The organism is Mycolicibacterium wolinskyi str. Jessa 2025 (assembly GCF_049241375.1).
GTDB classification, from domain to species: domain Bacteria; phylum Actinomycetota; class Actinomycetes; order Mycobacteriales; family Mycobacteriaceae; genus Mycobacterium; species Mycobacterium wolinskyi.
Map to the genome: position 1 here is coordinate 1947057 of NZ_CP185960.1, position 23423 is coordinate 1970479.

19 protein-coding genes are annotated in these 23423 nt (G+C 68.1%); 10 read left to right on the forward strand and 9 right to left on the reverse strand.

Annotated features, from left to right (window positions below; translation table 11 throughout):
- Window positions 1–28 precede the first annotated feature (28 nt).
- On the reverse strand, window positions 29–787 hold the full coding sequence (locus ACOI2T_RS09755; RefSeq protein WP_067850883.1) for a hypothetical protein: 759 nt from the start codon (window positions 785–787) through the stop codon (window positions 29–31).
- Window positions 788–944: 157 nt separating this feature from the next.
- On the opposite strand from ACOI2T_RS09755, the gene ACOI2T_RS09760 reads away from it, so the two are divergent.
- Window positions 945–2234, forward strand: coding sequence for a multidrug effflux MFS transporter (locus ACOI2T_RS09760; RefSeq protein ID WP_409503127.1), 1290 nt, complete (start codon window positions 945–947; stop codon window positions 2232–2234).
- Between the two features lie 103 nt (window positions 2235–2337).
- Window positions 2338–4185 (forward strand): MFS transporter, encoded by a 1848-nt coding sequence (locus ACOI2T_RS09765; protein ID WP_409503126.1) that lies wholly within the window; start codon window positions 2338–2340, stop codon window positions 4183–4185.
- A gap of 19 nt (window positions 4186–4204) precedes the next feature.
- On the opposite strand, the gene ACOI2T_RS09770 is transcribed toward ACOI2T_RS09765, so the two are convergent.
- Genes ACOI2T_RS09770 through ACOI2T_RS09780 form a run of 3 tightly spaced genes read right to left on the reverse strand, consistent with a single transcriptional unit; the run spans window position 4205 to window position 9557 of the window.
- Complete coding sequence (locus ACOI2T_RS09770; RefSeq protein WP_409503125.1) at window positions 4205–5557, reverse strand: FAD-binding oxidoreductase; 1353 nt, start codon at window positions 5555–5557, stop codon at window positions 4205–4207.
- Window positions 5554–8964 carry a TM0106 family RecB-like putative nuclease gene (locus ACOI2T_RS09775; RefSeq protein ID WP_409503124.1) on the reverse strand — a complete coding sequence of 1137 codons (3411 nt, stop codon included), beginning with the start codon at window positions 8962–8964 and terminating at the stop codon, window positions 5554–5556. The genes ACOI2T_RS09770 and ACOI2T_RS09775 overlap by 4 nt, the downstream gene beginning before the upstream one ends.
- Before the next feature lie 59 nt (window positions 8965–9023).
- A complete protein-coding gene (locus tag ACOI2T_RS09780; protein WP_409503123.1) occupies window positions 9024–9557 on the reverse strand; it encodes an LppP/LprE family lipoprotein in 534 nt (177 codons plus the stop codon).
- A gap of 135 nt (window positions 9558–9692) precedes the next feature.
- Here ACOI2T_RS09780 and ACOI2T_RS09785 point away from each other — a divergent pair, with 135 nt between their 5' ends.
- From ACOI2T_RS09785 to ACOI2T_RS09795, 3 genes are read left to right on the forward strand one after another with little or no spacing between them, the layout of a single operon-like run.
- Window positions 9693–11435 (forward strand): DEAD/DEAH box helicase, encoded by a 1743-nt coding sequence (locus tag ACOI2T_RS09785; protein WP_409503122.1) that lies wholly within the window; start codon window positions 9693–9695, stop codon window positions 11433–11435.
- Window positions 11432–12592 carry an acyltransferase family protein gene (locus tag ACOI2T_RS09790; protein WP_409503121.1) on the forward strand — a complete coding sequence of 387 codons (1161 nt, stop codon included), beginning with the start codon at window positions 11432–11434 and terminating at the stop codon, window positions 12590–12592. The genes ACOI2T_RS09785 and ACOI2T_RS09790 overlap by 4 nt, the downstream gene beginning before the upstream one ends.
- A 59-nt stretch (window positions 12593–12651) precedes the next feature.
- Complete coding sequence (locus ACOI2T_RS09795) at window positions 12652–13362, forward strand: siderophore-interacting protein (protein ID WP_409503120.1); 711 nt, start codon at window positions 12652–12654, stop codon at window positions 13360–13362.
- Here ACOI2T_RS09795 and ACOI2T_RS09800 read toward each other — a convergent pair.
- Window positions 13347–13931, reverse strand: coding sequence for a TetR/AcrR family transcriptional regulator (locus tag ACOI2T_RS09800; protein WP_409503119.1), 585 nt, complete (start codon window positions 13929–13931; stop codon window positions 13347–13349). The genes ACOI2T_RS09795 and ACOI2T_RS09800 overlap by 16 nt on opposite strands.
- On the reverse strand, window positions 13931–15181 hold the full coding sequence (locus ACOI2T_RS09805; RefSeq protein ID WP_409503118.1) for a cytochrome P450: 1251 nt from the start codon (window positions 15179–15181) through the stop codon (window positions 13931–13933). Before ACOI2T_RS09805 ends, ACOI2T_RS09800 begins: the two co-directional genes overlap by 1 nt.
- A gap of 79 nt (window positions 15182–15260) precedes the next feature.
- Between ACOI2T_RS09805 and ACOI2T_RS09810 the strand changes: the two genes are divergently transcribed.
- On the forward strand, window positions 15261–16133 hold the full coding sequence (locus ACOI2T_RS09810) for a rhomboid family intramembrane serine protease (RefSeq protein WP_409503117.1): 873 nt from the start codon (window positions 15261–15263) through the stop codon (window positions 16131–16133).
- Between the two features lie 3 nt (window positions 16134–16136).
- Here ACOI2T_RS09810 and ACOI2T_RS09815 read toward each other — a convergent pair whose 3' ends face one another.
- Entirely contained in the window at window positions 16137–17504 is a 1368-nt protein-coding gene (locus tag ACOI2T_RS09815) for an FAD-binding oxidoreductase (RefSeq protein WP_409503116.1), read from the reverse strand.
- 63 nt (window positions 17505–17567) lie between these two features.
- Between ACOI2T_RS09815 and ACOI2T_RS09820 the strand changes: the two genes are divergently transcribed.
- Window positions 17568–19061, forward strand: a complete 1494-nt coding sequence (locus ACOI2T_RS09820) for a CHAD domain-containing protein (protein WP_409503115.1) — start codon at window positions 17568–17570, stop codon at window positions 19059–19061.
- The gene (locus tag ACOI2T_RS09825; RefSeq protein ID WP_409503114.1) at window positions 19058–19789 is read left to right on the forward strand and encodes a ParA family protein; all 732 of its coding nucleotides are present in this window, start codon (window positions 19058–19060) and stop codon (window positions 19787–19789) included. The genes ACOI2T_RS09820 and ACOI2T_RS09825 overlap by 4 nt, the downstream gene beginning before the upstream one ends.
- On the opposite strand, the gene tap is transcribed toward ACOI2T_RS09825, so the two are convergent.
- The gene (gene tap / locus ACOI2T_RS09830; RefSeq protein WP_409503113.1) at window positions 19786–21006 is read right to left on the reverse strand and encodes a multidrug efflux MFS transporter Tap; all 1221 of its coding nucleotides are present in this window, start codon (window positions 21004–21006) and stop codon (window positions 19786–19788) included. The genes ACOI2T_RS09825 and tap overlap by 4 nt on opposite strands.
- Before the next feature lie 70 nt (window positions 21007–21076).
- Here tap and ACOI2T_RS09835 point away from each other — a divergent pair, with 70 nt between their 5' ends.
- Together ACOI2T_RS09835 and ACOI2T_RS09840 are read left to right on the forward strand one after the other, a co-directional pair.
- Complete coding sequence (locus ACOI2T_RS09835) at window positions 21077–21919, forward strand: uracil-DNA glycosylase (protein ID WP_409503112.1); 843 nt, start codon at window positions 21077–21079, stop codon at window positions 21917–21919.
- A gap of 13 nt (window positions 21920–21932) precedes the next feature.
- Window positions 21933–22982 carry an LLM class flavin-dependent oxidoreductase gene (locus tag ACOI2T_RS09840; protein WP_067850917.1) on the forward strand — a complete coding sequence of 350 codons (1050 nt, stop codon included), beginning with the start codon at window positions 21933–21935 and terminating at the stop codon, window positions 22980–22982.
- Here the strand turns inward: ACOI2T_RS09840 and ACOI2T_RS09845 are convergent.
- The gene (locus tag ACOI2T_RS09845; RefSeq protein ID WP_067850919.1) at window positions 22979–23422 is read right to left on the reverse strand and encodes a nitroreductase family deazaflavin-dependent oxidoreductase; all 444 of its coding nucleotides are present in this window, start codon (window positions 23420–23422) and stop codon (window positions 22979–22981) included. The two genes, ACOI2T_RS09840 and ACOI2T_RS09845, sit on opposite strands and share 4 nt — an antisense overlap.
- Window position 23423: the final 1 nt, after the last annotated feature.

The window sequence follows — 23423 nt, forward strand, 5'->3', positions numbered from 1 at the left end:
TAATGGGCTGGGAGGTTTGCGCGGGTCGTCAGGACTCAGCGGACGGCAGCACATGCAACGTTGCGGGCCACCGCGGCGGGGCTGCGCCGAACGCCTTGCGGGCGTTGGCGACGATCTTCTTACCCATCAGGCGGTTGCCGACACCACCGATGACAGCGCCGATGCCCACCGGCAGCATCTTGCCGAACATCATCGCGCCGCGCTTGAGCGTATACCTCTTGACGAAGTACTTGAGCAACCGGTTGTTGAGTTGTGACACGGCGGGCAGCGGAAGCGTCGCCGCGCCTTCGGACAGCCAGGCCCCGCTCGTCCGGCCCGAGCCGAGCAGGTCGGCGACGGCACGCTTGCTGTCGTCGCCGACGAGTACCGAAAGGACCAGTGCACGGCGCCGTTCGCGGTGTTCGGCGGGTATGCCGTGGACTTCGGCGACGGCGAGGACGAACACCGAGGTGGCTTCGAGGAACACCATGGTCTCGCCGGTGACCGCCGACAGCGCGACCAGGGTGCCGATGCCGGGGAACGCGGCGGCCGACCCGACCGCGGCGCCGCTCGCCATGACCGCGGCGAGGTAGTGCTTCTCCAGCTTGGTCACGATCTCGGCGGGGGTCGCGTCCGGCGAGTGACTGCGAAGCCGGTCCACATAGGCCTTGACCGCGGGCGCCTGGACGCGCGCGCTGCTCGCGATGATGGCCGACAGCACCTTGGCGGCGGTGCTTGGGTCGTCGGCCGCCCCGTTTGCACCGTTGACGGTGGCCGGCAAATGGCTTTTCGACCGAGCGCGCACTATCGGGCCTCTCTGTGTAGAACCCAGCGGTTGACTGTCAGGCTAACGCGTCACCTGGCGCCCAGAGAACGAACAGCGCCCTGTCGTGAGTGCCCGACAGTGACGGCCATCACTGCCGCATCCGGGAACAAAATATTGATATGCGCAGCTAATAAATTCCATGGCATCATCGCCCGACGTGGGCCAGTCGAATTCCGCGAGCGTGCCAAGCCGCCTCAAGATGATCCTGGTGCTCGGCGCGCTGATCACGCTCGGTCCGCTCACCATCGACATGTATCTGCCCGCGTTGCCGAAGATCGGCGAGGAACTCTCCGTCTCGTCGTCGGTCGCGCAGCTGACCCTCACCGGAACACTCGTCGGGCTCGCGCTCGGGCAGCTGATCGTGGGGCCGCTGTCCGACTCGCTGGACCGTCGGCGCCCGCTGATGGTCGGCATCGTGCTGCACATGGCCGCGTCGGTGCTGTGCGCGCTGGCCCCGAACATCGTCGTGCTCGGTTTGGCGCGGGTGTTGCAGGGGATGGGCGCGTCGGCCGCGGCGGTGGTGGCGGTCGCCGTCGTCGGTGACCTGTTCGCCGGTTCGGCCGCCGCGACCGTGATGTCGCGGCTCATGCTCGTGCTCGGTGTCGCCCCGGTCCTCGCGCCGTCGCTCGGTGCGGCGGTGCTGTTGAAGGGTTCGTGGCACTGGGTCTTCGTCGCGCTCGTCGTGCTGGCCGGCGGGCTGTTGGTCATGGGCGCGCTTGCTCTGCCCGAGACTCTGCCCGCGCCGCATCGCCGCCCGCTGAAGGTGCGCGGCATCGTCGCGACCTACGGCGAACTGCTGCGCGACTCGCGGTTCGTGATCCTCGTGCTCGTCGCGGCGCTCGGCATGTCGGGTCTGTTCGCCTACATCTCGGCGGCGCCGTTTGTACTGCAGGGCGGCTACGGCCTCGATCAGCAGATGTTCGCGCTGGTGTTCGCCGCGGGCGCGATCGCGCTGATCGGTGCGACACAGTTCAACGTGGTGTTGCTACGGCGGTTCACCCCGCAGACCATCACCCTGACGGCACTGGCCGCGGCCTCGGTCGCCGGCGTCGTGTTCGTCGGGCTGACGGTCGCCCGGGTCGGCGGTCTTTTCGGCTTCCTCGTGCCGGTGTTGGCGATCCTCGCCGCGATGGGTCTCGTGATTCCCAACGCGCCCGCCGTCGCGTTGTCGCGGCACCCGGACGCTGCGGGGACAGCGGCCGCGCTGCTGGGCGCCGCACAGTTCGGCCTCGGGGCGTTGGTCGCGCCGCTGGTCGGTGCGCTCGGCAACGGTGCGCTCGCGCTGTCGGCGGTGATGACGGTAGGCATGATGATCGCGTTGGTGGCGCTGCTGCTCGTCGGGGTGCGCGGGGGTGGCGCCGATCGCGACGACGATTCGCAGGCCGGCGATGAGGAGCGGGTGTCCGAGGCGGTTGCCGAACCGGCCTGATGCGGCCGCACCACCCCGGACTTGTCCGGATAGCGGCGGGTCCGTAGCGTCGGCTGGGCAGTCGAAGCCGGCACTGCCCAATTGCTGTACCTACTGATTTGCCATGTTCTCATCGCTGACCGCCCGCATCGAGGCCCACAACCCGTGGCACGCGTTGTGGGCCATGATGGTCGGCTTTTTCATGATCCTCGTCGACGCCACCATCGTGGCCGTCGCCAACCCGACGATCATGGACCAGCTCGGCGCCGACTACGACGGCGTCATCTGGGTCACGAGTGCCTATCTGCTGGCCTACGCCGTCCCGCTGCTCGTCGCGGGCCGGCTCGGCGACATGTACGGGCCCAAGAACCTGTACCTGGCCGGGCTCGCGGTGTTCACCGCTGCGTCGTTGTGGTGCGGGCTGGCCGGCAGCATCGAGATGCTCATCGCGGCGCGCGTGGTGCAGGGCATCGGCGCGGCACTGCTGACTCCGCAGACGCTGTCGACCATCACGCGCATCTTCCCGGCCGACCGGCGCGGGGTCGCGATGAGCGTGTGGGGCGCCACCGCCGGGGTTGCGACGCTCGTCGGGCCGCTGGCCGGCGGCGTTCTAGTGGGCGGCCTTGGCTGGCAGTGGATCTTCATCGTCAACGTGCCGATCGGCGTCGTCGGCCTCGCGCTTGCGGTCTGGTTGGTGCCGACGCTGCCCACCCGACGTCACCACTTCGACTGGCCCGGGGTCGTGTTGTCGGGCGCGGGCATGTTCCTGATCGTGTTCGCGCTGCAGGAGGGCCAGTCGCGGCACTGGGCGCCTTGGGTCTGGGGCACCGCCGCGCTGGGCGTCGGACTCATGGCGGCGTTCGTCATCTGGCAGTCGGTCAACACCCGCGAGCCGCTGATACCGCTGCGCATCTTCAGTGACCGTGACTTCAGCCTCGCCAACCTGGGCGTCGCCACGATCGGGTTCGCGGTGACGGCGATGATCCTGCCGCTGATGTTCTACGCGCAGACCGTGTGTGGGCTGTCGCCCATCCGGTCGGCGCTGCTGACCGCGCCGACCGCGATCGCCAGCGGTGTGCTGGCGCCGCTGGTCGGGCGCATCGTCGACCGCGTGCATCCGATGCCGATCATCGGTTTCGGGTTCTCGGCCATGGCGATCGGGTTGACCTGGTTGTCGATCGACATGACCCCGACCACCCCGATCTGGCGGCTGCTGTTGCCGCAGCTGCTGATGGGAATCGGCATGGCGTTCATCTGGTCGCCGCTGGCCGCGACCGCGACGCGCAATCTGCCGCCGGACCTCGCGGGCGCCGGTTCGGGCGTCTACAACACCACGCGCCAGGTCGGCTCCGTGCTGGGCAGTGCCGGCATCGCGGCATTCATGACGTCGCGGATCGGTGCCGAGATGCCGGGTGGCGCAACCGAGATGCCGCGCGGTGAGGGAGCGGCCGCCGAGCTGCCGGACTTCCTGCACGAGCCGTTTGCCGCGGCCATGTCGCAGTCGATGTTGTTGCCCGCGTTCGTCGCCCTGTTCGGTGTGGTCGCCGCACTGTTCCTGCTGGGGTTCGGCGACGGGTCCGCCGCGCCCGAGCCTGAGCCGGACGTCGACGACGACGCCGAGGAACAGACCGAGGCGCTGCGCGTCGTCGGTGAAGCCAACCGGTTCCTGCCGGCCTATCCCGACGACGACGAATATGTCGAGGTCCTGCTGGCCGGCCATGAGCCGCCGGACGAGGTCACCGAACCGTTGGCGCCTGCACCCACCACCGTGCGGGAGGATCGCTGGGAGCACATCCTCGCGCAGCTGATGGAAGAGCCGCCGAAGACGTCAGCTGAGCCGATCGGGCACGCCCACAACGGTTTTCACGTCGAACATCAGCGGCACTTCCGCAAACTGAACGGAAGCCCCTATGACGAGGATCCCGACGACAACCCGTCCTACGGCAAGCATTTCCGCCCCGGCGACGAATGACGCACGTTCAGACGCACGTTCAGCGGAAGAGCACCGCCGGATTGAGATATCCCGACGGGTCGAATGCGGCCTTGACCGAACGCATCGCCGCGATGTCGGTCTCGGTGCGTGACATCGAGAGATAGTCGCGCTTGCGGCTGCCGACGCCGTGCTCGGAGCTGACGTTGCCGCCGCAGTCCGCGATCAGCGCCATCATCGCCGTGTACAGGCCGCGTTCGGCTTCCAGCGCGCAGCGCAGCACGTTGAGGTGCAGGTTGCCTTCGCCGACGTGGCCGAACAACACCGGGATCGCATCGGGGGCGTGCTCGGCCACGAGCTCGCCCGCCGCCGTCGCGAATCCCTGGATGGCCGACAGCGGAAGCGACACATCGAATTTCAGCGGCGGCCCGAATAATCCGAGTACCTCGGCCACCGATTCGCGCACCTGCCACAGCCGCTGCTGGGCGTTGACGTCCACGCCGACCGCCGGTTCACCACACAGCGCCGCCCCGTCGAGCGCGTCGGCGAGGCGTTCGGTCTGATCGGTGTCGCCCGCGAGTTCGATGAGCAACTGCCAGGCTCCGTCGACCGGTGCGGGCACCCCCAGATGCTCCGCGGTGAGCGCGCTGGCCCTGGCGTCGATCAGCTCGAGTGCGGCGATGCCGCCGATGTCGCGGAACTCACGACCCGCCTCGACGAGCGCGTCCAGATCGGCGAATCCGCAGACCGCGGTCACGCGGTGGGTCGGAATGGGATGCAGCCGCAGGTCGAGTCCGGTGATCACCCCCAGGGTGCCCTCGGCGCCGACGAACAGCGAGGCCAGGTCATAGCCGGTGTTGTCGCGGCGCACCTGGCTGTGCCGGTGCACGACCGACCCGTCGGGCAGCGCCACATCGAGCCCCAGAACCTGTTCGCCCATGTTTCCGTAGCGGACGGTGCGCAGGCCGCCTGCGTTGGTCGAGGCCATCCCACCCACGGTCGCCGAATCACGCGCTGCCAGGTCCACACCGAACACCAGGCCTGCCGCCGATGCGGCCCGCTGTACGGCCGCGAGCGTCACACCGGCGCCCACCCTGATGCGGCGGTCGACGGTGTCCACCGCGCCGATCTCGGTGAGTCGCTCGGTCGACAGCAACACGTCGTCGTTCTCGGGCACCGTCCCCGCGACGAGCGACGTCCGGCCGCCCTGCACGGTCACGTACGCCTGCGCGTCGCGGCAGGCCCGCAGCACCGCGGCCACCTCGTCGCCGTTTCCGGGCCGCACGAGCACGCTGGCGCGGCCGCGGTAGCGCCCGGTGTGGTCGACCGACCGGCCCGTGAGCACATCGGAATCGGTGGTGACGTAGCCGGCGCCGACGATTGCGGCGAGCCGTTCGGTAAGCGTTTCGGTCACACCGTGGGTGTATCACACGTCCGCAGGAACGCACCGAGCTCGACCACGCCGGCCGGGGTGGTCGGCAGGTACTCGGTCAGCGCCGCCGACCGGACGATCACCGCCGCGTACTTGGCCCGGCTCACCGCGACATTGAGGCGATTCCTGTTCAGCAGGAACGAGATTCCGCGCGGTACATCGTCGATCGACGACGCCACCATGGAGATGAACACCACCGGTGCCTGCTGGCCCTGGAACTTGTCCACCGTGCCTGCCCGCACCTCGGTGAGCCCCGCCGCGTCCAGGCGCTGACGAACCGCCACGACCTGGGCGTTGTACGGCGTGACCACCAGGATGTGCTGTTGGGTCAACGGAGTGGTGCCGTGCTCGTCGGTCCACGGCGCGCCGAGGAGGCGGCCGATCTCGTCGACGATCACCTGCGCTTCTTCGGGGCTGTCGGTGCCGTTGCCGTCGTGGTCGACCAGCAGCACCCGCACGCCCGGCTCGTAGCCGTCGAGGCGGCGGGCGCCCGTCACCGCGTCGACCGAACGCAAACGCCCGTCATAGGACAGCCGCGACACCGCCGAGCACACCGCGGGGTGCATGCGGTACGAGCAATCGAGGAAATAGCCCAGTTCGGCGGGCAGGGTGTGGCGGCCGTTCACGAGCCAGCCCAGCGCCGAGGTGTCCACCGGTTCCGGGTGCGTGCCCGCGCTGACCTGGGGCAGCTGCTGGGGGTCGCCGAGCAGCAGCAGATTGGCCGCGGCCGGCGCCACCGCGATCGTGTTGGCCAGGCTGTACTGTCCGGCCTCCTCGACTACCAGGAGGTCGAGACTGCCCGGCTCCACTCGCGTGGGATTGGCGAAATCCCATGCGGTACCGCCGATCACGCACCCGGCGTGGTCCGAGATGAACGCCGGATAGTCCTTCTCGTCGAGTTCGGTCCAGCATGCGTCGGCGCCGTGCGGCTTCTTGGCGACGACGGCCGCGTCCACTCCGGCGGCGATGACATCGCGAAACAGGTTCTCCACCACCGCATGTGACTGCGCGACGACCCCGATGCGCCAGCGGTGGTCGTTGACGAGGCGCGAGATCACGGCGGCCGAGGTGAAGGTCTTGCCGGTGCCTGGCGGCCCGTGTACCGCCAGGTACGACGAGTCCAGCTCCAAAAGCGCCGCGGTGATCAGGTCTTCGACGCGGTCGCCGCCGTGCGGCAACGGTCCCGCGCTGCGGGTGCGTGGCGGCCGGCGCAGCAGGATGTCGATGACGGCGGTGTCGGGCAGGCGGGGGAGCCCGGCAGCGATCTGGTTGGCGGTGGCCTCGATCGACTCGCGCAGCGCGGTCGTGCGGATCGGCGGACCGGGCGTCAACGCGAACGGCAACTGGTCGAACACCGTGCCGCCCTTGGGTTCCCGTTCGCAGATCAACACCTCGGTCGGCGCGGACGGGTCGTCGGCTTCGAGTACCTGCGCCGAGCCGAACGCCCGCCGCTCGGGATCGTCGCGCAGACCCTCCGGCGCGGGTGGCTCGTACAGCGCGTACATCTCGCGGCTCAGTTCGCCGGTGGCCAGCGCGCCGGTCAACCGCACCCGGCGCTGCGGCTTGCGGGCGCGCGGCGGCGTGTGCCAGTCGGTTTCGACGACCGCGGTGTCGGCGACGAACACACCGGTGCCGTCGGCCCATTCCTCGACGGGATGGTTGAGCCGGTCGAAGTGGCTCCACCAGAACGGTTTGTCCTCGCGGCGGTGATAGCCCCTTGCCGCCGCGATCATCGCGACCGCCTGCTGTTCGGGGCTGCGATCGGCGTCACCGACGAATCGGCGCAACGTGCGCGCCAGTTGATCCTCGGGTTCCACCGCGACACTCGGGCCGACCGGTTGCGCGCCCAGCGGCGGGACGCTGCATTCGATGGCGCGGTTGATCAACCAGTCGCGCAGTTTGCGGGTCGACGTGCAGTCGTACCGGTTGTAATCCTCGATCTCCTTGAGCACGATCGCGGCGTCGTCCTCGCGGCCCTCGGCGCGCAGCGCGCAGTACTGCGCGTACTGGGTGATGGAATCGGTCGCCGTGGTGACGTCGCCGCTGCGCAACTGCGCGCCCATGTAGAGCGGTTCGAGCGACTTCAGGCTGTAGTTCTCGGTGCCGACGCGAATGCTCTTGCGCACCAACGGATACAGGTCGACGAGGACGCCGTTGCGCAGGAGTTCGTCGACGGCGTCCTCACCCTCGCCATAACGCCCGGCCAGCCGCAGCAGGGCCGTTTTCTCGTAGGCGGCGTAGTGGTAGATGTGCATGTGGGGGTAACGCTTGCGCCGCTTGCGGACCATCGCCAGGAAATCGCGCAACGCCTGGCGCTCCTCGGGGCGGTTGTGTGCCCACAGCGGGTGAAAGTCGTCCTGCCCCTTCGTGCCCGTGCCGAGCACCCCGAACATGTACTCAAGGCCCCACTGCACGCCGTCGTCGGTCCACAGCGGGTCACCCTCGAAGTCGAAGAACAGATCGCCCTTGTCGGGGTTCGGCAATCCCATGAGCGGCTGTGCGTCGATGACCTCGTACGGCGGCTTGCCGTCGATGCGCGGTGCGCGTTGCAGCCGGGCCTGCGCTTTCAGCCCGGTCAGGATGCGTGGATGCAGCCCGTCGACCGGGCCTTCGTGCGCGGTGAGCTCGTCGACCCTGGTGATCCCGGCATCGATCAACCGGGCGCGCTGGGTGACCCGCATCCCGGCCACCAACAGGAGATCGTCATGACTGCGGACCTGGATGGTGCACTCGGGGCAACGGAAACAGGCCCGCACGCCGGTGTCGGCCCAATTGACCGGCGCACCGGAGGCCAGATGGGTGTCGAGCAGCCGCTGCAGCGCCGCACGCCGGGGCCGATACACCGGCAGCAGTTCGTCGACGGGGTAGCCGGCGGTGGCGCCGTCGCCGAGCACGAGTTGCACCTCGGGCGCGACCGGCACACCCGCAGCCGCGAGGGTTTCGCTGTAGGCGGCCAGCTGCAGCAGCGCCTCGACCTTGACCGACCGGGCGAGCTTCGTGTCGCGAAGCGTGTAGCGCTCGCCGTCGTACACCAGGAAATCGGCGAAGCCGGCGAACCTGCCGTCGAACATCGCGGCCTGATAGATCACCGCTTCGCGGCGCTCCACGGCGGCCAGGGTTGCGTGCGCGGCCGCGGTCAACCCGGGCACGGTGTAGGCAGGCCTGCCGATCACCGTGATACCGGAGCCGGAGCGCAGCTCGTCGAGATGACGTTGCTCATGCTCACCACCCAGTTGTGCGGTGCGGGCGAGCAATTCGTCTTCCGACGCCACGGCCGGGCCACGGCCGAGTTGAGCGTCGAACGAGCGCAACAGCGCGTACTCGCACCGGGCGGCCGCTGCGAGATCCGACGCGCTGTAGATCACAACGCCGTCGTCGGTGACGAACACGCTGCCACTGTAGGCGAGCGGCCCGACACTTTCGGCCTGCGAAACGGCCGCGGGGACGATCAGCCGGTATTGCCCATCAGCTCAACGCCGTTGCCGTTCCACCGGAACTTCACGACGCTGGCGAGGCCGTGGAAGCCGCCCGAGTACTGCAGGGCCACCGTGTCACCGGTGGTGGCGGACTTGTCGATGCCGTTGAAGCCGTACGTGTCGGGCACGCCGGTCGGGATGAACTTGCCGAGGTGGAACATCACGGCCCTGGTGTTGGGGTGTTCGGCATTGGTGTTGGCGCGCACGATCACCGCTGACAGCTGTGCGCATTCGTTGTAGTTGCCGGCGACCGGTTCGGGGCTCCAGGCCTGATTGCTGCGCGGGTCGCGGGGCAGCTCGGAGACGGCCCTGGCGATCTCGGGGGCGGCGAGGTTCACCGCGCACGGGTCGGCCTCGGGCGCCGCGGACGTCGGCGCGGCCACGATCGGGGCCGCACTGGGGGTGGCCGCGGCCGGCGGATTCGCGGTGGCGTCGGGGGTCTTGGAGACGGTGGAATCGCCCGAGCCGCATCCGGTGAGCGTGACCAGAGCCGTTGAAACGGTCACGAAAATCAGTCCGACCTGTTTCACAACTGGGCAACCTACCGCGATCGGGTGCCGGGTCTGGGCAGGCGCGCGGCGCCGGGGCCCGTATCGGCGTTGCGGGTTAACCGCCGGATTGGCACTAGACTGCAGATCCTGATGACCTCGCAAGAACCGGACCCGAGCCCGGAAAACAACTCGGATCCGGCCGACACCAACCCAACCTTTGCCGACCTGCAGATTCACCCCGCGGTGCTGCAGGCAGTCACCGACGTCGGATACGAGTCGCCGTCGGCGATCCAGGCCGCGACGATCCCGCCGATGCTGGCCGGCTCGGATGTGGTCGGGCTGGCCCAGACAGGTACCGGCAAGACCGCGGCGTTCGCGATCCCGATCCTGTCGAAGATCGACGTCACGAGCAAGGCCACGCAGGCTCTCGTGCTGGCCCCGACGCGGGAGCTGGCCCTGCAGGTCGCCGAGGCGTTCGGCCGGTACGGCACACATCTGCCCGAGGTCAATGTGCTCGCGATCTACGGCGGCGCGTCCTACGGTCCGCAGCTGGCCGGGCTCAGGCGAGGTGCGCAGGTCGTCGTCGGCACACCCGGCCGCGTGATCGACCATCTGGAAAAGGGCACCCTCGACCTGTCGAATCTCGACTACCTCGTGCTCGACGAGGCCGACGAGATGCTCACGATGGGCTTCGCCGAAGAGGTCGAGCGGATCCTCGCCGACACCCCGGAGTACAAGCAGGTGGCCCTGTTCTCGGCCACGATGCCGCCGGCCATCCGCAAGATCACGACCAAGTACCTGCATGACCCGGTCGAGGTCACGGTCAAGGCCAAGACGGCGACTGCCGAGAACATCACGCAGCGGTTCATCCAGGTGGCCGGCCCGCGCAAGATGGACGCGCTGACGCGGGTTCTCGAGGTCGAGCAGGGCGACGCGATGATCGTGTTCGTCCGCACCAAGCAGGCCACCGAGGAGGTCGCCGAGCGGCTCAAGGCCCGTGGTTTCGCGGCGGCCGCCATCAACGGTGACATCCCGCAGGCGCAGCGCGAGCGCACGATCACCGCGCTCAAGGACGGCACGATCGACATCCTGATCGCCACCGACGTCGCCGCGCGCGGGCTCGACGTCGAGCGCATCTCGCATGTCCTCAACTACGACATCCCACACGACACCGAGTCCTACGTGCACCGCATCGGCCGCACCGGACGGGCCGGCCGGTCGGGTAACGCGCTGTTGTTCGTCACGCCGCGCGAACGCCATCTGCTCAAGTCGATCGAGAAGGCCACCCGGTCCAAGCTCGTCGAGGCCGAACTGCCGAGTGTCGAAGACGTGAATGCGCAGCGGGTGTCCAAGTTCCGCGATTCGATCTCCGAGACGCTGAACGCGCCCGGCATCGAGCTGTTCCGTCGCCTCATCGAGGACTACGAGCGCGACAACGATGTGCCGCTGGCCGACATCGCCGCGGCGCTGGCGCTTCAGTCGCGCAACGGCGAAGAGTTCCTGATGACCGAGCCGCCACCGGACAAGCGTCGCGAGCGTGAGGACCGCGGGGAGCGCCCGCCGCGCAAGGAGCGGCCGCCGCGTGAGGGCATGGCCACCTACCGCATCGCGGTGGGCAAGCGGCACAAGGTCGGGCCGGGCCACATCGTCGGCGCGATCGCCAACGAAGGCGGCCTGCATCGCAACGAGTTCGGCCACATCACCATCCGGCTCGACCATTCGCTGGTGGAGCTGCCGGAGAAGCTGCCGAAGAAGACGCTCAAAGCGTTGGAGAACACCCGCATCTCCGGCGTCCTGATCAATCTGCAACCGGATCGTGCGCCGCGGCGCGAGCGGCCGGAGCACCGGGACCGGACGGGTGGGTCGGGCAAGCCTCGCCGGAAGGCGAAGTGACGCTTTCGAAAGACGTGAACGAACCGCCCGTGCAGGGCGGCCTGGAATCAGCTGACGTACCGCGATCCCCGTCCGGCCGGGTCGCGTCTCTCACGGGCATCCGCGCGGTCGCGGCGCTGCTCGTGGTGCTGACGCACGCGGCCTACACCACGGGCAAATACCCGCAGGGCTATCTGGGTCTCGTGTACTCGCGCGCCGAGATCGGCGTGCCGATCTTCTTCGTGCTCAGCGGGTTTCTCTTGTTCCGGCCGTGGGTGAAGGCGTCCGCGACGGGCGGACCCGCACCGTCGGTGCGCCGCTACGCCTGGCACCGCGTGCGACGGATCATGCCGGCCTACGTCGTCACGGTCCTGATCGCCTACCTCGTGTACCACTTCCGCACGGCGGGGCCCAATCCCGGGCACACGTGGGAGGGCTTGTTCCGCAACCTGACCCTGACGCAGATCTACGCCGACAACTACCTGTATTCGTTCCTGCACCAAGGGCTTACGCAGATGTGGAGCCTGGCCGTCGAGGCCGCCTTCTACGTGGTGCTGCCCGTGCTGGCGTACGTGCTGCTGGTCGTGTTGTGCCGGCGGAAGTGGCGGCCGTGGCTGCTGTTGACGGGCCTGGCCGTGACGGCTGCGGTGTCGCCGGTGTGGTTGATCATCGTGCACCACACCACCGGGCTGCCCGACGGTGCACGCCTGTGGTTGCCCACCTATCTGGCGTGGTTCGTCGCGGGCATGGCGCTGACGGTGCTCGCACAGATGAAGCTGCGCGGGTACGCGATGGTGTGTGTGCCGCTGGCGGTCGTGAGCTACTTCATCGCGTCGACACCGATCGCGGGGGAGCCGACGACATCACCCGCGGTGCTGAGCGAGGCTCTGGTCAAGACCGGCTTCTACGCGGTCATCGCGGCCCTGCTGGTGGCTCCGCCCGCGCTCGGCGACCGTGGCTGGTACACCCGCTTCCTGGCCAGCCGGCCCATGGTGTTCCTCGGCGAGATCTCGTACGAGATCTTCTTGATCCACCTGATCATCATGGAACTCGTGATGGTCGAGGTGATGCGAACGCCGGTCTACACCGGGTCGATCGTCAACCTGTTCGTGCTCACCATGGCGTTCACTCTTCCGGCGGCCTGGCTGCTGCACCGGTTCACGCGCGTTCGGTCCTGACCCGCAACTGCAAGGTTAGGGTAAGCTAACCTAAGAAAGCGGTGAAAGGTTGTGAGGGTATGGCCGAGCAGAAGGCGTCGCGCGGGATCGAAGGTGCGCTGGTCAAGTTGTGGCGGGGTGGCGACTATCAGCTGACGGTCACCGGCCGCACCGAGCTCACCCCGCACTACCTGCGACTGCACTTCAGTGCGGAACGGCTCCTCGCCGAGCAGCGTCTGCATCCGACGATGTGGGTGCGTGGGTGGTTCCCGGACGGAGCCAGGGCGCATCAGCGTGGCTACACGCTGGCCAATCCCGACCGGGAGGCGGGCACCGTCGACATCGATTTCGCGATGCACGACGGCGTGGCCACCCGCTGGGCGCGCGCAGCACAGCCTGGCGATGTCCTTGAGGTGACGGTGCTCGGCAGCAACTTCGCGCTGCCCGATCCGCAGCCCGCGGGCTACGTCATCGTTGGTGACACCGCATCGCTGCCCGCGATCAACTCGCTGCTCGACGCGATCGGGGACGCCCCGGCACGGGTGTTCCTGGAGGCCGGGCATGACGACGATCGTGAGCTTCCGGTGGCCGGTGGCGCCGACATCACCTGGGTCGACCGCGACGACGAGGCGCTCGTGGAAGCGGTCAGTTCATCGGCGTTCGACGCGGCCGACCACTTCGGCTGGGTCGCGTGCAACAACCGCACCACCCGCGCAGTCGCCCGCGTGTTCCGCGAGCAGTACAACATCCCGCGCAAATCCATCAAGGCACAGGCCTACTGGGTGGCCTGAGCTGCCGGCACCACGAGCGGTGCGACGAATTCCGAGAGCATCGCGCGTTCGTCGGCCTCGTCGCCGCCGGGAAACACGAGCAGCGACACCATGACCCGGACGAGCCACCGCGCTCGCCGGCCGATGCCGTCGTCGGTGTTGTCGGCGCCGAGGGATCGGACGAACCCTTCCACGAGCGCCCTGATCACCTCCGAATGCTCGGCCATCTCACCGCCGATCGGCGGCTGGGCGGTCGCGAACCACGACGACAGCGCCGGGCTTTCGCGGACTGCCCGCAGCGCGGTGACGACGCCTTCGATCAACCGCTGCGCGGGATCGGTCACGCCGCCGACCTGCTCGCTGACCTCCTGGTAGAGCCTGCGGGCCTCGCGGTGCACGTATGCGGTGTAGAGGGCTTCCCGGTTTTCGAAGTAGCGGTACAGAGTGGCCCTGGAACACCCTGCGGCGGAGGCGATTTCGTGCATGCCGACGGTCGCCGCGTCCTGGCGGGTGAACAGCTCGTCGGCCGCGTCGAGGATCGCGTCGGCGGCGACTTCGGTGCGCTTGGCGGCCAGCCAGTCACGGGCCATCAGGTACCCACCCGGAACGGGACGGACAACGGCCGCCGGACGTAACTGCCGCCGGCCCACACCACAGCGTCCACATCGACCTCGAAATCCGGATAGCGCGACAACAATTCGGTCAAGGCTACCCGTGATTGCATGCGTGCGGCCGCGGCCCCCAGGCAGAAGTGGGCGCCGTGGCTGAAGGTGAGAATGTTGCGTGGCTTGCGGCGGACGTCGAGTTCGGCTGCGTCCTGGCCGAATTCACGCTCGTCGCGATTGCCCGAGCCGTACAGCAGCAGGGTCTTGCGTCCGGCGGGAATCGTCGTGTCGCCGATCGTGACGTCGCGCGTGGTGGTGCGGGCCAGGCCCTGCACCGGGGAGGTCAGCCGCAGGAACTCGTCGACCGCGTCGGTGATGAGCGTGGGATCGTCGACCAGAAGCTGCCGCTGATCGGGCCGCTGATGTAGCAATTGCACTGCGCCGCCGAGCATTCCGGTGGTGGTGTCATTTCCGCCGGTCACCATCGTGAAGGTGAACGCGAGGATCGACAGCACGCCCGCGATGTCACCGTCAGCCCCAACCCCGGCTGCCACCAGGTGCGAAATCGTGTCGTCCTGCGGTTCACGGCGGCGGCGCTCGATGAGCTCGGAGAAGTAGCCCATCATCGAGGCGACGGCTTCACCCGCGGTACCCATCGCCGCCGTGATACCGCCGGAGGCAGTGTTGGCTGCGACGATCGCCTCGGTCCAGCCGTCGAACTGCGCGCGGTCCTCCTCGGGCACCCCGAGATAGTGCGCGACGACCATCGACGGCAGGGGCTTGAACAGCTCGGTGACGATGTCGCCGCCCCCGTTCGCCCGCAACCGTTCGAGCCGCTCCACCACGAACTCGCGCACCTTGGGCTCGACCGCCTCCACCTGGCGCGGCGTGAAACCCCGTGACACCAACTTGCGGAACTGCGTATGCACGGGCGGGTCCTGCATGACGAACGGTGGATTGTCCGCGAGCCCGATCATCTCCAGCTCGCCGTAGGTGACCGTGAGGCCCTGGGCCGACGAGAAGGTCTCGTGATCACGCGCGGCGGCCCAGATGTCGGCGTGCCGGGACAGCACGTAATAGTCCCGATCGGGCTGCTCGGCCGGGACCACGTGATGAACGGGATCGTGGTCGCGCAGCGCGGCATACATCGCCCATGGGCTCGCCCAGGTGTCGGCGTTCGCGAGCTCGAACTGGGCCGGGGCGTCGGAGGCGGTGTGAGACAAATAAGCCGTCATGTCTTATTGCTACGACAGTCAGCGGTGGAGTGTCAATAGGGCAACGAGTTATTCGTGTCGTCGCATTAGGCTCGGGCCGGTGAGCTACCCCTACCCGCCGCAGTCACCTGCCGAGACGCCGACGTGTTACCGGCATCCCGACCGGCAGACCTACGTCCGCTGCACGCGCTGCGGCCGCTACATCTGCCCGGAGTGCATGCGGGCGGCGGCCGTCGGCCACCAATGTGTGGAGTGCGTCAACGAGGGCGCCAAATCCGTGCGGGCGCCGCGCACGCAGTTCGGCGGAGTGCAGCGCTCCGGCGCGCCGCTGCTCACGTACGGCCTCATCGCCGTGAACGTCGTGATGTTCGTGCTGCAGATGGCCTCGGGCAACTTGGAGAGCCAGTTCACACTCTGGCCGCCGGGAATCGCGTTGCACGACCAGTGGTATCGCCTGGTGACCTCGATGTTCCTTCACTACGGCGCGATGCACCTGCTGTTCAACATGTGGGCGCTCTATGTCGTCGGACCGCCGTTGGAGGCGTGGTTGGGCCGCCTGCGGTTCGGCGTGCTCTATGCGCTGAGCGGGCTGGGCGGCTCGGTGTTGGTCTACCTGCTCTCGCCGCTGGAGTCCGCGACCGCGGGCGCGTCGGGCGCGATCTTCGGCCTGTTCGGCGCGATCTTCATAGTGGCCCGCCAACTCAATCTTGACGTGCGCTGGATCGGTGCGGTCGTCGTCCTCAACCTGGTGTTCACGTTCGCCGGGCCGGCGCTAGGGGCGGGCGCGATCAGCTGGCAGGGGCACATCGGCGGTCTGGTCACCGGCGCGCTCGTCGCGGCGGCCTTCGTATATGCCCCGCGCGAACGCCGCAACGTCATTCAGGCGGGGGTGTCGGTGGCCTTTGCGCTGCTGTTCGCCGCGGCCGTGTGGTGGCGCACCAACGACCTGCTCACGACGTTCGGCTACGCATGACGCTCAGAGCGCGGCGCCCGGATTGAGGATGTTGTCGGGATCGAGCGCGCGCTTGATCCGCTGGTTGAGTTCCATAGCGTCCGGGCCGATCTGACCCGCCAGCCATGGCCGCTTCAACCGGCCCACGCCGTGTTCGCCGGTGATCGTGCCGCCCAATCCGACGGCGAGATCCATGATTTCGCCGAACGCGAGCTGGGCGCGGTCGGCCATGTCGGCATCGGCCGGATCGAACACGATCAGCGGGTGGGTGTTGCCGTCGCCGGCATGCGCGATGACCGAGATGAGCAGATCCCGTTGTTCGGCGATCTTGGCCACTCCGCTCACCAGATCGGCCAATGCCGGCAGCGGTACACCGACGTCCTCGAGCAGTAGCGAGCCTTTGGCCTCGACTGCCGGGATGGCGAACCGTCGTGCCGCGACGAACGCTTCACCCTCATCCGGATCGGATGTGGAAAACACCTCGGTGGCACCGCATTCGGTGAACACCTCGGCCATGAACGCGGCGTCGTCGGCACCGGCGGCGCCGCGGTCGTCGGAGGCGGCCACCATCATCGCGGCCGCGGTGCGGTCCAGCCCCATCCTGAGCTTGTCCTCGACGGCGTTGATCGCCACCGCGTCCATGAACTCCAGCATCGACGGCCGGATCCGGCCGGTGATCTTGACCACCGCACCGGCGGCGGCCTCGACGGAGTCGAACGTGGCCACCACCGTGCACGGCGAATGTTGAGGCGGCAGCAGCCGCAGCGTGACCTCGGTGACGACGCCGAGCGTCCCCTCGCTGCCGACGAACAACTTCGTCAGACTCAGCCCCGCCACGTCCTTGAGTCGCGGCCCGCCGAGCCGGACAGCGGTGCCGTCGGCCAGTACGACCTGTAGGCCGAGGACGTAGTCGGTGGTGACCCCGTACTTGACGCAACACAGTCCACCCGCGTTGGTGGCGACATTGCCACCGATGCTGCAGATCTCGTACGACGACGGATCGGGCGGATACCACAGGCCGTGTTCGGCAACGGCTTTCTTTACCTCGGCGTTGAGCAGCCCGGGCTGCACCACGGCAGTGCGCGTGACGGTGTCGACGGTGATGTCGCGCATCTTCTCGGTCGACAGCACGATGCCGCCGTCGAGGGCGGTCGCGCCACCGGACAGGCCGGTACCGGCGCCGCGCGGCACCACCGCGATCTGGTGCTTGCTCGCCCAGCGCAACACCGTCTGCACTTCTTCGGTCCGGCGCGGCCGGACTACCGCCAGGGGAGTGCCTGCGTCCGGGTCGGCGGCCCGGTCCTGCCGGTAGGAGGCGAGGATGTCGGGATCGGTGACGACGACGCCGTCGGGCAGTTGGGCGATCAGACCGGTCAATGCGTCGTTGCTCACTCCTCGATGCTACGAGCGTGAATGAACTGTTCGTTAACGAAGTATGTCTAGTATCTCTGCCCTATGGTCACGATCTCCCGTGCCTTCAGCACACAGGGCGCGGTCACCATCGACGCTGTCGCCGAGGCATTGCAGCCGAAGTACACGCTCAACGCCGAGCCCGCCCGGGCGGTCTCGCGCACGTGGATCGACACGTTCGACTGGCGATTGCACGATGCGGGTATCTCGCTGCGGTTCGTCGACGACCGTCCGCTGACCGCTCAACTACCGGATGGCACGCAACTGCAATGTCCGGTGGCGCCGAAGTGGCCCGCGATGGCCGAGAACCTGCCCGCCGGGCGGCTGCGTGAGGTGCTGTCGCCGATCATCGAGCCCCGAGCGCTGATACCGGTGGTCGCGGTACAGGGGACCGTGCAGGAGTGCCGCGTGCTCAATTCCGACGAGAAGACGGTCGCACGGCTGCTGATCGAACACAGCGACAACGGCGTGGGCTGGCTTCAGGTCCTGCCGTTGCGCGGCTATGACAGCGACGGTGAGCGCATCGCCGCGGGGCTGTCGGCTGTCGACGGTCTCACCCCGGCGCAGTCGACGTCGTACGACGACGCGCTGGCCCACGCCGAGCGCAAACCGCAAGGCCGGGCCGAACAGTTCACGCCGGAAACTCCCGCGGCAGTGGCGGTTGCGGCCGTCCTGCAACGCTTCGCCGAGGCCATCGCCGACAACGTCGACGGCACCATCGCGGCCATCGACATCGAGTTCTTACACGACCTGCGGGTCGCGGTGCGGCGCACGCGGTCGATTCTCAAGCTCGTCGGCGATGTGCTTCCAGACGGTTTGGCAGAACGGTTCGTGCCCGAGTTCAAGTGGCTCGGTGACCTCACCACACCGGTGCGCGATCTCGACGTCTACCTGCACGATTTCGACGGGATGGCGGCTGGGCTCACCTCGGCCGATCCGGCAGATCTCGCGCCGTTCCAAACGTTCTTGCGCAAGCACCGCACGGCCGAGCGCCGAATCCTCGTGCGGGGTCTGCGTTCCCGCCGCTTCGAGCGGCTGATGCAGGACTGGCAAGCCGAGTTGGCCCGGGTGGCCGAGGAAACGTCTTCCGGCCGAACCGTTTCGGACCTGGCACAGGAACGTGTCGGCAAGGTGTTTCGCAAAGTCGCCAAGCGCGGCGAGGCCATCACTGCCGAATCACCGAGCGACGACGTGCATTCGCTGCGCAAGCGATGCAAGGAGCTGCGATACCTGCTCGAAGTTTTCCGGCCGCTGCACGCCGAGGAACCGCATCGCCGGCTCGTGAAAGAACTCAAGGCGCTGCAGGACACCCTCGGGGATTTCCAGGACGGCGAGGTGCAGCGTGAGGCGGTCCGCGAATTCGCGGCCGCCATGATGGACGAAGGCTCGGCGCCTCCCGCCACCGTACTGGCGATGGGCGAGTTGGCCGCTCAACTCGATGCGCATCAACTGCGCGCACGGTCGGCCTTGGTGGGCCGGCTGCAGCCATTCCTGGCAAAAGAGAACAGAGACCGAGTGAAAGCGCTGATCCGCCGGTGAAAATCTACGCGACCTACAACATCAAGGGCGGCGTCGGCAAGACATCGGCTGCGGTGAACCTGGCTCACCTGTCGGGGCGCGACGGTAATCGCACGCTGCTGTGGGATCTCGATCCGCAGGGTGCGGCGACGTATCTGTTCCGGATCCGGCCGAAGGTCAAGGGCGGCAGCAAGGCGCTGGTGCGGGGGACCAGAACTCTCGACGAGGCCATCAAGGCAACCGATTTCGATCTGCTCGACCTCGTGCCCGCGGATTTCACATACCGCAACATGGACGTGCAATTGGACAGCGCCAAGCGGCCGACGCGCCGGATCCGGCAGTTGCTCGCCCCACTCGAAGACGAGTACGACGTCGTGTTCCTCGACTGCCCGCCGAGCATCTCGCTGGTGTCCGAGAGCGTCCTGCACGCGGTGGACACGCTCCTCGTCCCGATGATCCCGGCGACGCTCTCGGTGCGTACATACGACCAATTGGTCGACTTCGTCGGCGATTTCGACGGCAGGCAGCCGGCGGTCAAGGCGTTCTTCTCGATGGTGGACCGGCGCAAGAAGCTTCACCGCGACGTCGTCGCGCAACTGTCGCAGGAACGCCAGGGGATCTTGAGCACCGACATCCCGGCGCTTTCGGTCATCGAGCAGATGGCCGAAAAACGGGCTCCGGTCACCGCTTTCGCGCCGCAGAGCTCGGCTGCCCAGCAGTACGAAGCACTTTGGAAAGAGATCCGCTAGTTCCGGTCGAGCTGACGCAGCGCGGGCAGCCCGACGGCGACCAGGCCGAGCACCAGCATGGGCAGCGACAGCGCGAGGAACGTCGCGTGCAGACCGACCGAGTCGGCGAGCGGGCCCGCCACGATCAGACCGAGCGGGCCCGCGGCGTAGGCCAGTGAGCCCATCACGCCGACCACGCGCCCTCGCAGATGCTGCGGGGCCTTGGTCTGCATCACGTAGTTGTAGATCGGGGCGATCGGTCCGTACACGAAACCGACCACCGCGCACAGCAACAGGATCAGGGGCAGCGGCGGCAGGAACGCGATGACCGTCATCGCCACGCCCAAGGTCAGCAGCGCCGTCAGCATCGTCGCGCGCCGGCTCATGTACTTGCTCATCACGGCGTAGCCCAGCGCACCCAGCAGGCCGCCGATGCTGAGCGCCATCAGCACCCAGCCCAGTTCTTGCGGCTCATCGCGATCGGTGAAGTACTTCGGGAACAGCACGCTCTCCATGGGCATGTACAGTCCGGTCGCCACCAGATCGACGATCGCCAGCGTGCGCAGCACCGGTGTGCGCCAGACGAATTGCAGGCCTTCGACGATGCCCGACCACACGCCTTCCGGCAGTTCGGTGCGATCGGGCTTACCGGCGCCTTCCAGTCGCAGCACCGAGATCGCCGCGATCGAGAACAGGAACGCGAGCGCGGTCACCCACATGGTGTTGATCCCGCCGACCGTGGCGATGAGCAGGCCACCGATTCCGGGCCCGACGATGTAGGCGAGGTTGAACACCGCCTCGTACACGCTGTTGGCGTGGTCGAGGGTCCAGCCCGCGCGTCCGGCGGCTTCCGGGAGCATGGTCTCGCGCGCTGTCATCCCGGCCGGATCGAAGAACGCGCCGAGCGCGGCCAAGACCGCCAGCACCGCGACGTTGACCCCGTCGACGCCGAACGTCAGGGCCAGCACCGGCACGGCGGCCACCGACAGCGCCGACAGCAGATCCGAGATCATCGACACGCGTCGGCGGCCCAGATAGTCGACTGCGGCGCCCGCGATCACGGTCGCGACGAGCAGCGGCAGCGTGCCCGCCATCGCGACGATCGAGGCGTCGAGCGCGGATCCGTTGCGCTGCAACACCAACCACGGAAAGGCGACGATCGAGATACCGTTTCCGGCGCCTGCCATCAACGCGGCGAACAGAATCAGCAGCAGTGGGCCGCGTTTGGTGTCGGTCATGGGGTATCGCGGCCGAATCTAACAGCGCACCTACGCGTCTTGCGACGGATTTTCGGGCAGAGTGGACGGGATGCAGCTGGCTCACCCCCGGACCGGGGACTTGTTCACCTCGCCGGTTCCGCCCGGCAGCGGCTGGCCAGGTGATCCGGCGAGCCCAGCCACACCGCAGGCGAAGACGGCCGCCCAGGTGCGCCGCCTGGCCGCCCGGGCGAACTCGGTCGACGAACTCGATGCCCTGGTTTCGGTGTGCCGGGCCTGCCCGCGGCTGGTCGGCTGGCGCGAAGAGGTCGCGGTGGCCAAGCGCAAGTCCTTCGCCGACCAGCCGTACTGGGGGAGGCCGGCGCCAGGGTTCGGAGCCGAGGCGCCCCGCATCATGATCGTCGGCCTGGCCCCGGCCGCGCACGGTGCCAACCGCACCGGACGCGTCTTCACCGGCGACCGGTCCGGTGACTTCCTGTTCGCCGCGCTGCACCGGGCGGGGCTCGCGAACCAGGCGGTGTGCGTCGACGCCGCCGACGGAATGCAGTTGATCGGCACCCGGATGGCGGCCGCGGTGCGCTGCGCCCCGCCGGCCAATGCGCCCAACCCGGCCGAGCGCACCACGTGCGCGCCGTGGATGGCGGCCGAATGGCGTCTCGTCGGGCCGTCGGTGGCGGTCGTCATCGCGCTCGGAACCTTCGCCTGGCGGGCCGCACTGGACCTGATCGCCGACCGTCCGAAGCCCGCGCCCAAATTCGGTCACGGGGCCACCGCGACGTTGACCACCGCGCACGGCGAGGTCACGCTGCTGGGCTGCTATCACCCCAGCCAGCAGAACACCTTCACCGGCCGGCTCACCGAGGCGATGCTCGACGACATCTTCACCACGGCCAAATCGCTCGGCGACCTCGGGAACGAACCCGGCGGGCGATGACGTTGACGCTGTCATGCGGCTTTCTGTCCTCGACCTCGTCCCGGTGCGTACCGACCAGACCACCGCCGACGCCCTGACCGCCACGACACACCTCGCGCAGACCGCTGACCGGCTCGGATACACCCGGTACTGGATCGCCGAACACCACAACATGCCCGCGGTAGCGGCCACCAGCCCGCCCGTCGTGATCGCACATCTGGCCGCGCACACCGACCAGCTGCGGCTCGGTTCGGGTGGCGTGATGCTGCCCAACCACGCGCCGCTGGCGGTGGCCGAGCAGTTCGCGCTGCTCGAGGCCGCGCATCCGGGGCGCATCGACCTCGGCATCGGGCGGGCACCGGGATCGGATCCGGTGACCTCGCTGGCCCTGCGCGGGGCCGCAGGCCGTGACGATCGCGATATCGAGGCGTTCCCGCAGTATCTCGACGACGTTCGCGCGCTCATGAGCGCGCGTGGTGTTCGAGTGCCGCTGCCGCGTGATCTGCTGCGGGAGAACTATGTGCTCAAGGCCACTCCGGTTGCGGTCACCGAACCGCGGCTGTGGCTGCTCGGCTCGTCGATGTACTCCGCTCACCTCGCGGCGGCGAAGGGCCTGCCGTACGTGTTCGCCCACCACTTCTCGGGGCACGGCACGGCCGAGGCGCTGGCCGTGTACCGCGACGAGTTTCAGCCGAGTGACCTGGCGGCCGAGCCCGTCACGTTCCTGACCGTCAACGCGGTCGTGGCCGAAACCAGCGAGGAAGCCAAGGCGCTACTGCTGCCGCAGTTGCAGATGATGGGCCGGCTGCGCACCGGGCAACCGCTCGGCGCGCTCGACCTCGTCGAGGACGCCGAGGCGACCACCATGACGCCGCAGGCGCAGGCCGTCGTGCAGGCCGGCCTGCAACGGGCCGTCGTCGGTTCGCCGACCGAGGCCGCTGATCAGGTGCGGGCCCTGGCCGAGGAATTCGACGTCGACGAGGTCATGGTCAACCCCGTCGCGTCAGCTCGGCGCGGTGCCGACCCGGCCACCGCGACCGCACGTGACACCACGCTCGAGCTGTTGGCCAAAGAGCTGTTCTAAGGCGTCAGCACCACGATCGGGATCGGCCGCGAGGTCTTCTTCTGATACGCCTCATAGCGGTGGGAGTTGTTCTCGTTGACGATCCTCCACAGCCGCGCGTAATCCGGATCGTCCGGAAGGATCGGCTTCGCGGTAACCTTCAAACGCTTTGTGCCCACATTGATTTCGATATTGGGATTCGCTTTTAGGTTGTGATACCAGCCCGGTGACCGGGGTGCGCCGCCCATCGACGCCACGACGACGTAGTTCTCGCCATCGCGTGCGTAACTCAGCGTGTTGATGCGCGCCTGGCCGGTCTTGGCGCCCGTCGTGTGCAACAGCAGACTCGGCGGCACCCCGGGCATCCGATGCCCGATGCGCCCGCCGGTCTTCTGATAGATCAGATCGTGGATGTGCAATAACCGGAGGCCGACGAACTCGACCTGGGACCGAAGGCTCATG

Excerpts from the sequence above, each read along its gene's own strand:
- ACOI2T_RS09845 (WP_067850919.1), bottom strand. The coding sequence starts at position 23,422 with ATGAGCCTTCGGTCCCAGGTCGAGTTCGTCGGCCTCCGGTTATTGCAC.
- ACOI2T_RS09795 (WP_409503120.1), top strand. The coding sequence starts at position 12,652 with ATGGCCGAGCAGAAGGCGTCGCGCGGGATCGAAGGTGCGCTGGTCAAG.
- ACOI2T_RS09760 (WP_409503127.1), top strand. The coding sequence starts at position 945 with ATGGCATCATCGCCCGACGTGGGCCAGTCGAATTCCGCGAGCGTGCCA.
- tap (WP_409503113.1), bottom strand. The coding sequence starts at position 21,006 with ATGACCGACACCAAACGCGGCCCACTGCTGCTGATTCTGTTCGCCGCG.
- ACOI2T_RS09840 (WP_067850917.1), top strand. The coding sequence starts at position 21,933 with ATGCGGCTTTCTGTCCTCGACCTCGTCCCGGTGCGTACCGACCAGACC.
- ACOI2T_RS09835 (WP_409503112.1), top strand. The coding sequence starts at position 21,077 with ATGCAGCTGGCTCACCCCCGGACCGGGGACTTGTTCACCTCGCCGGTT.
- ACOI2T_RS09765 (WP_409503126.1), top strand. The coding sequence starts at position 2,338 with ATGTTCTCATCGCTGACCGCCCGCATCGAGGCCCACAACCCGTGGCAC.
- ACOI2T_RS09785 (WP_409503122.1), top strand. The coding sequence starts at position 9,693 with ATGACCTCGCAAGAACCGGACCCGAGCCCGGAAAACAACTCGGATCCG.
- ACOI2T_RS09820 (WP_409503115.1), top strand. The coding sequence starts at position 17,568 with ATGGTCACGATCTCCCGTGCCTTCAGCACACAGGGCGCGGTCACCATC.
- ACOI2T_RS09800 (WP_409503119.1), bottom strand. The coding sequence starts at position 13,931 with ATGGCCCGTGACTGGCTGGCCGCCAAGCGCACCGAAGTCGCCGCCGAC.
- ACOI2T_RS09805 (WP_409503118.1), bottom strand. The coding sequence starts at position 15,181 with ATGACGGCTTATTTGTCTCACACCGCCTCCGACGCCCCGGCCCAGTTC.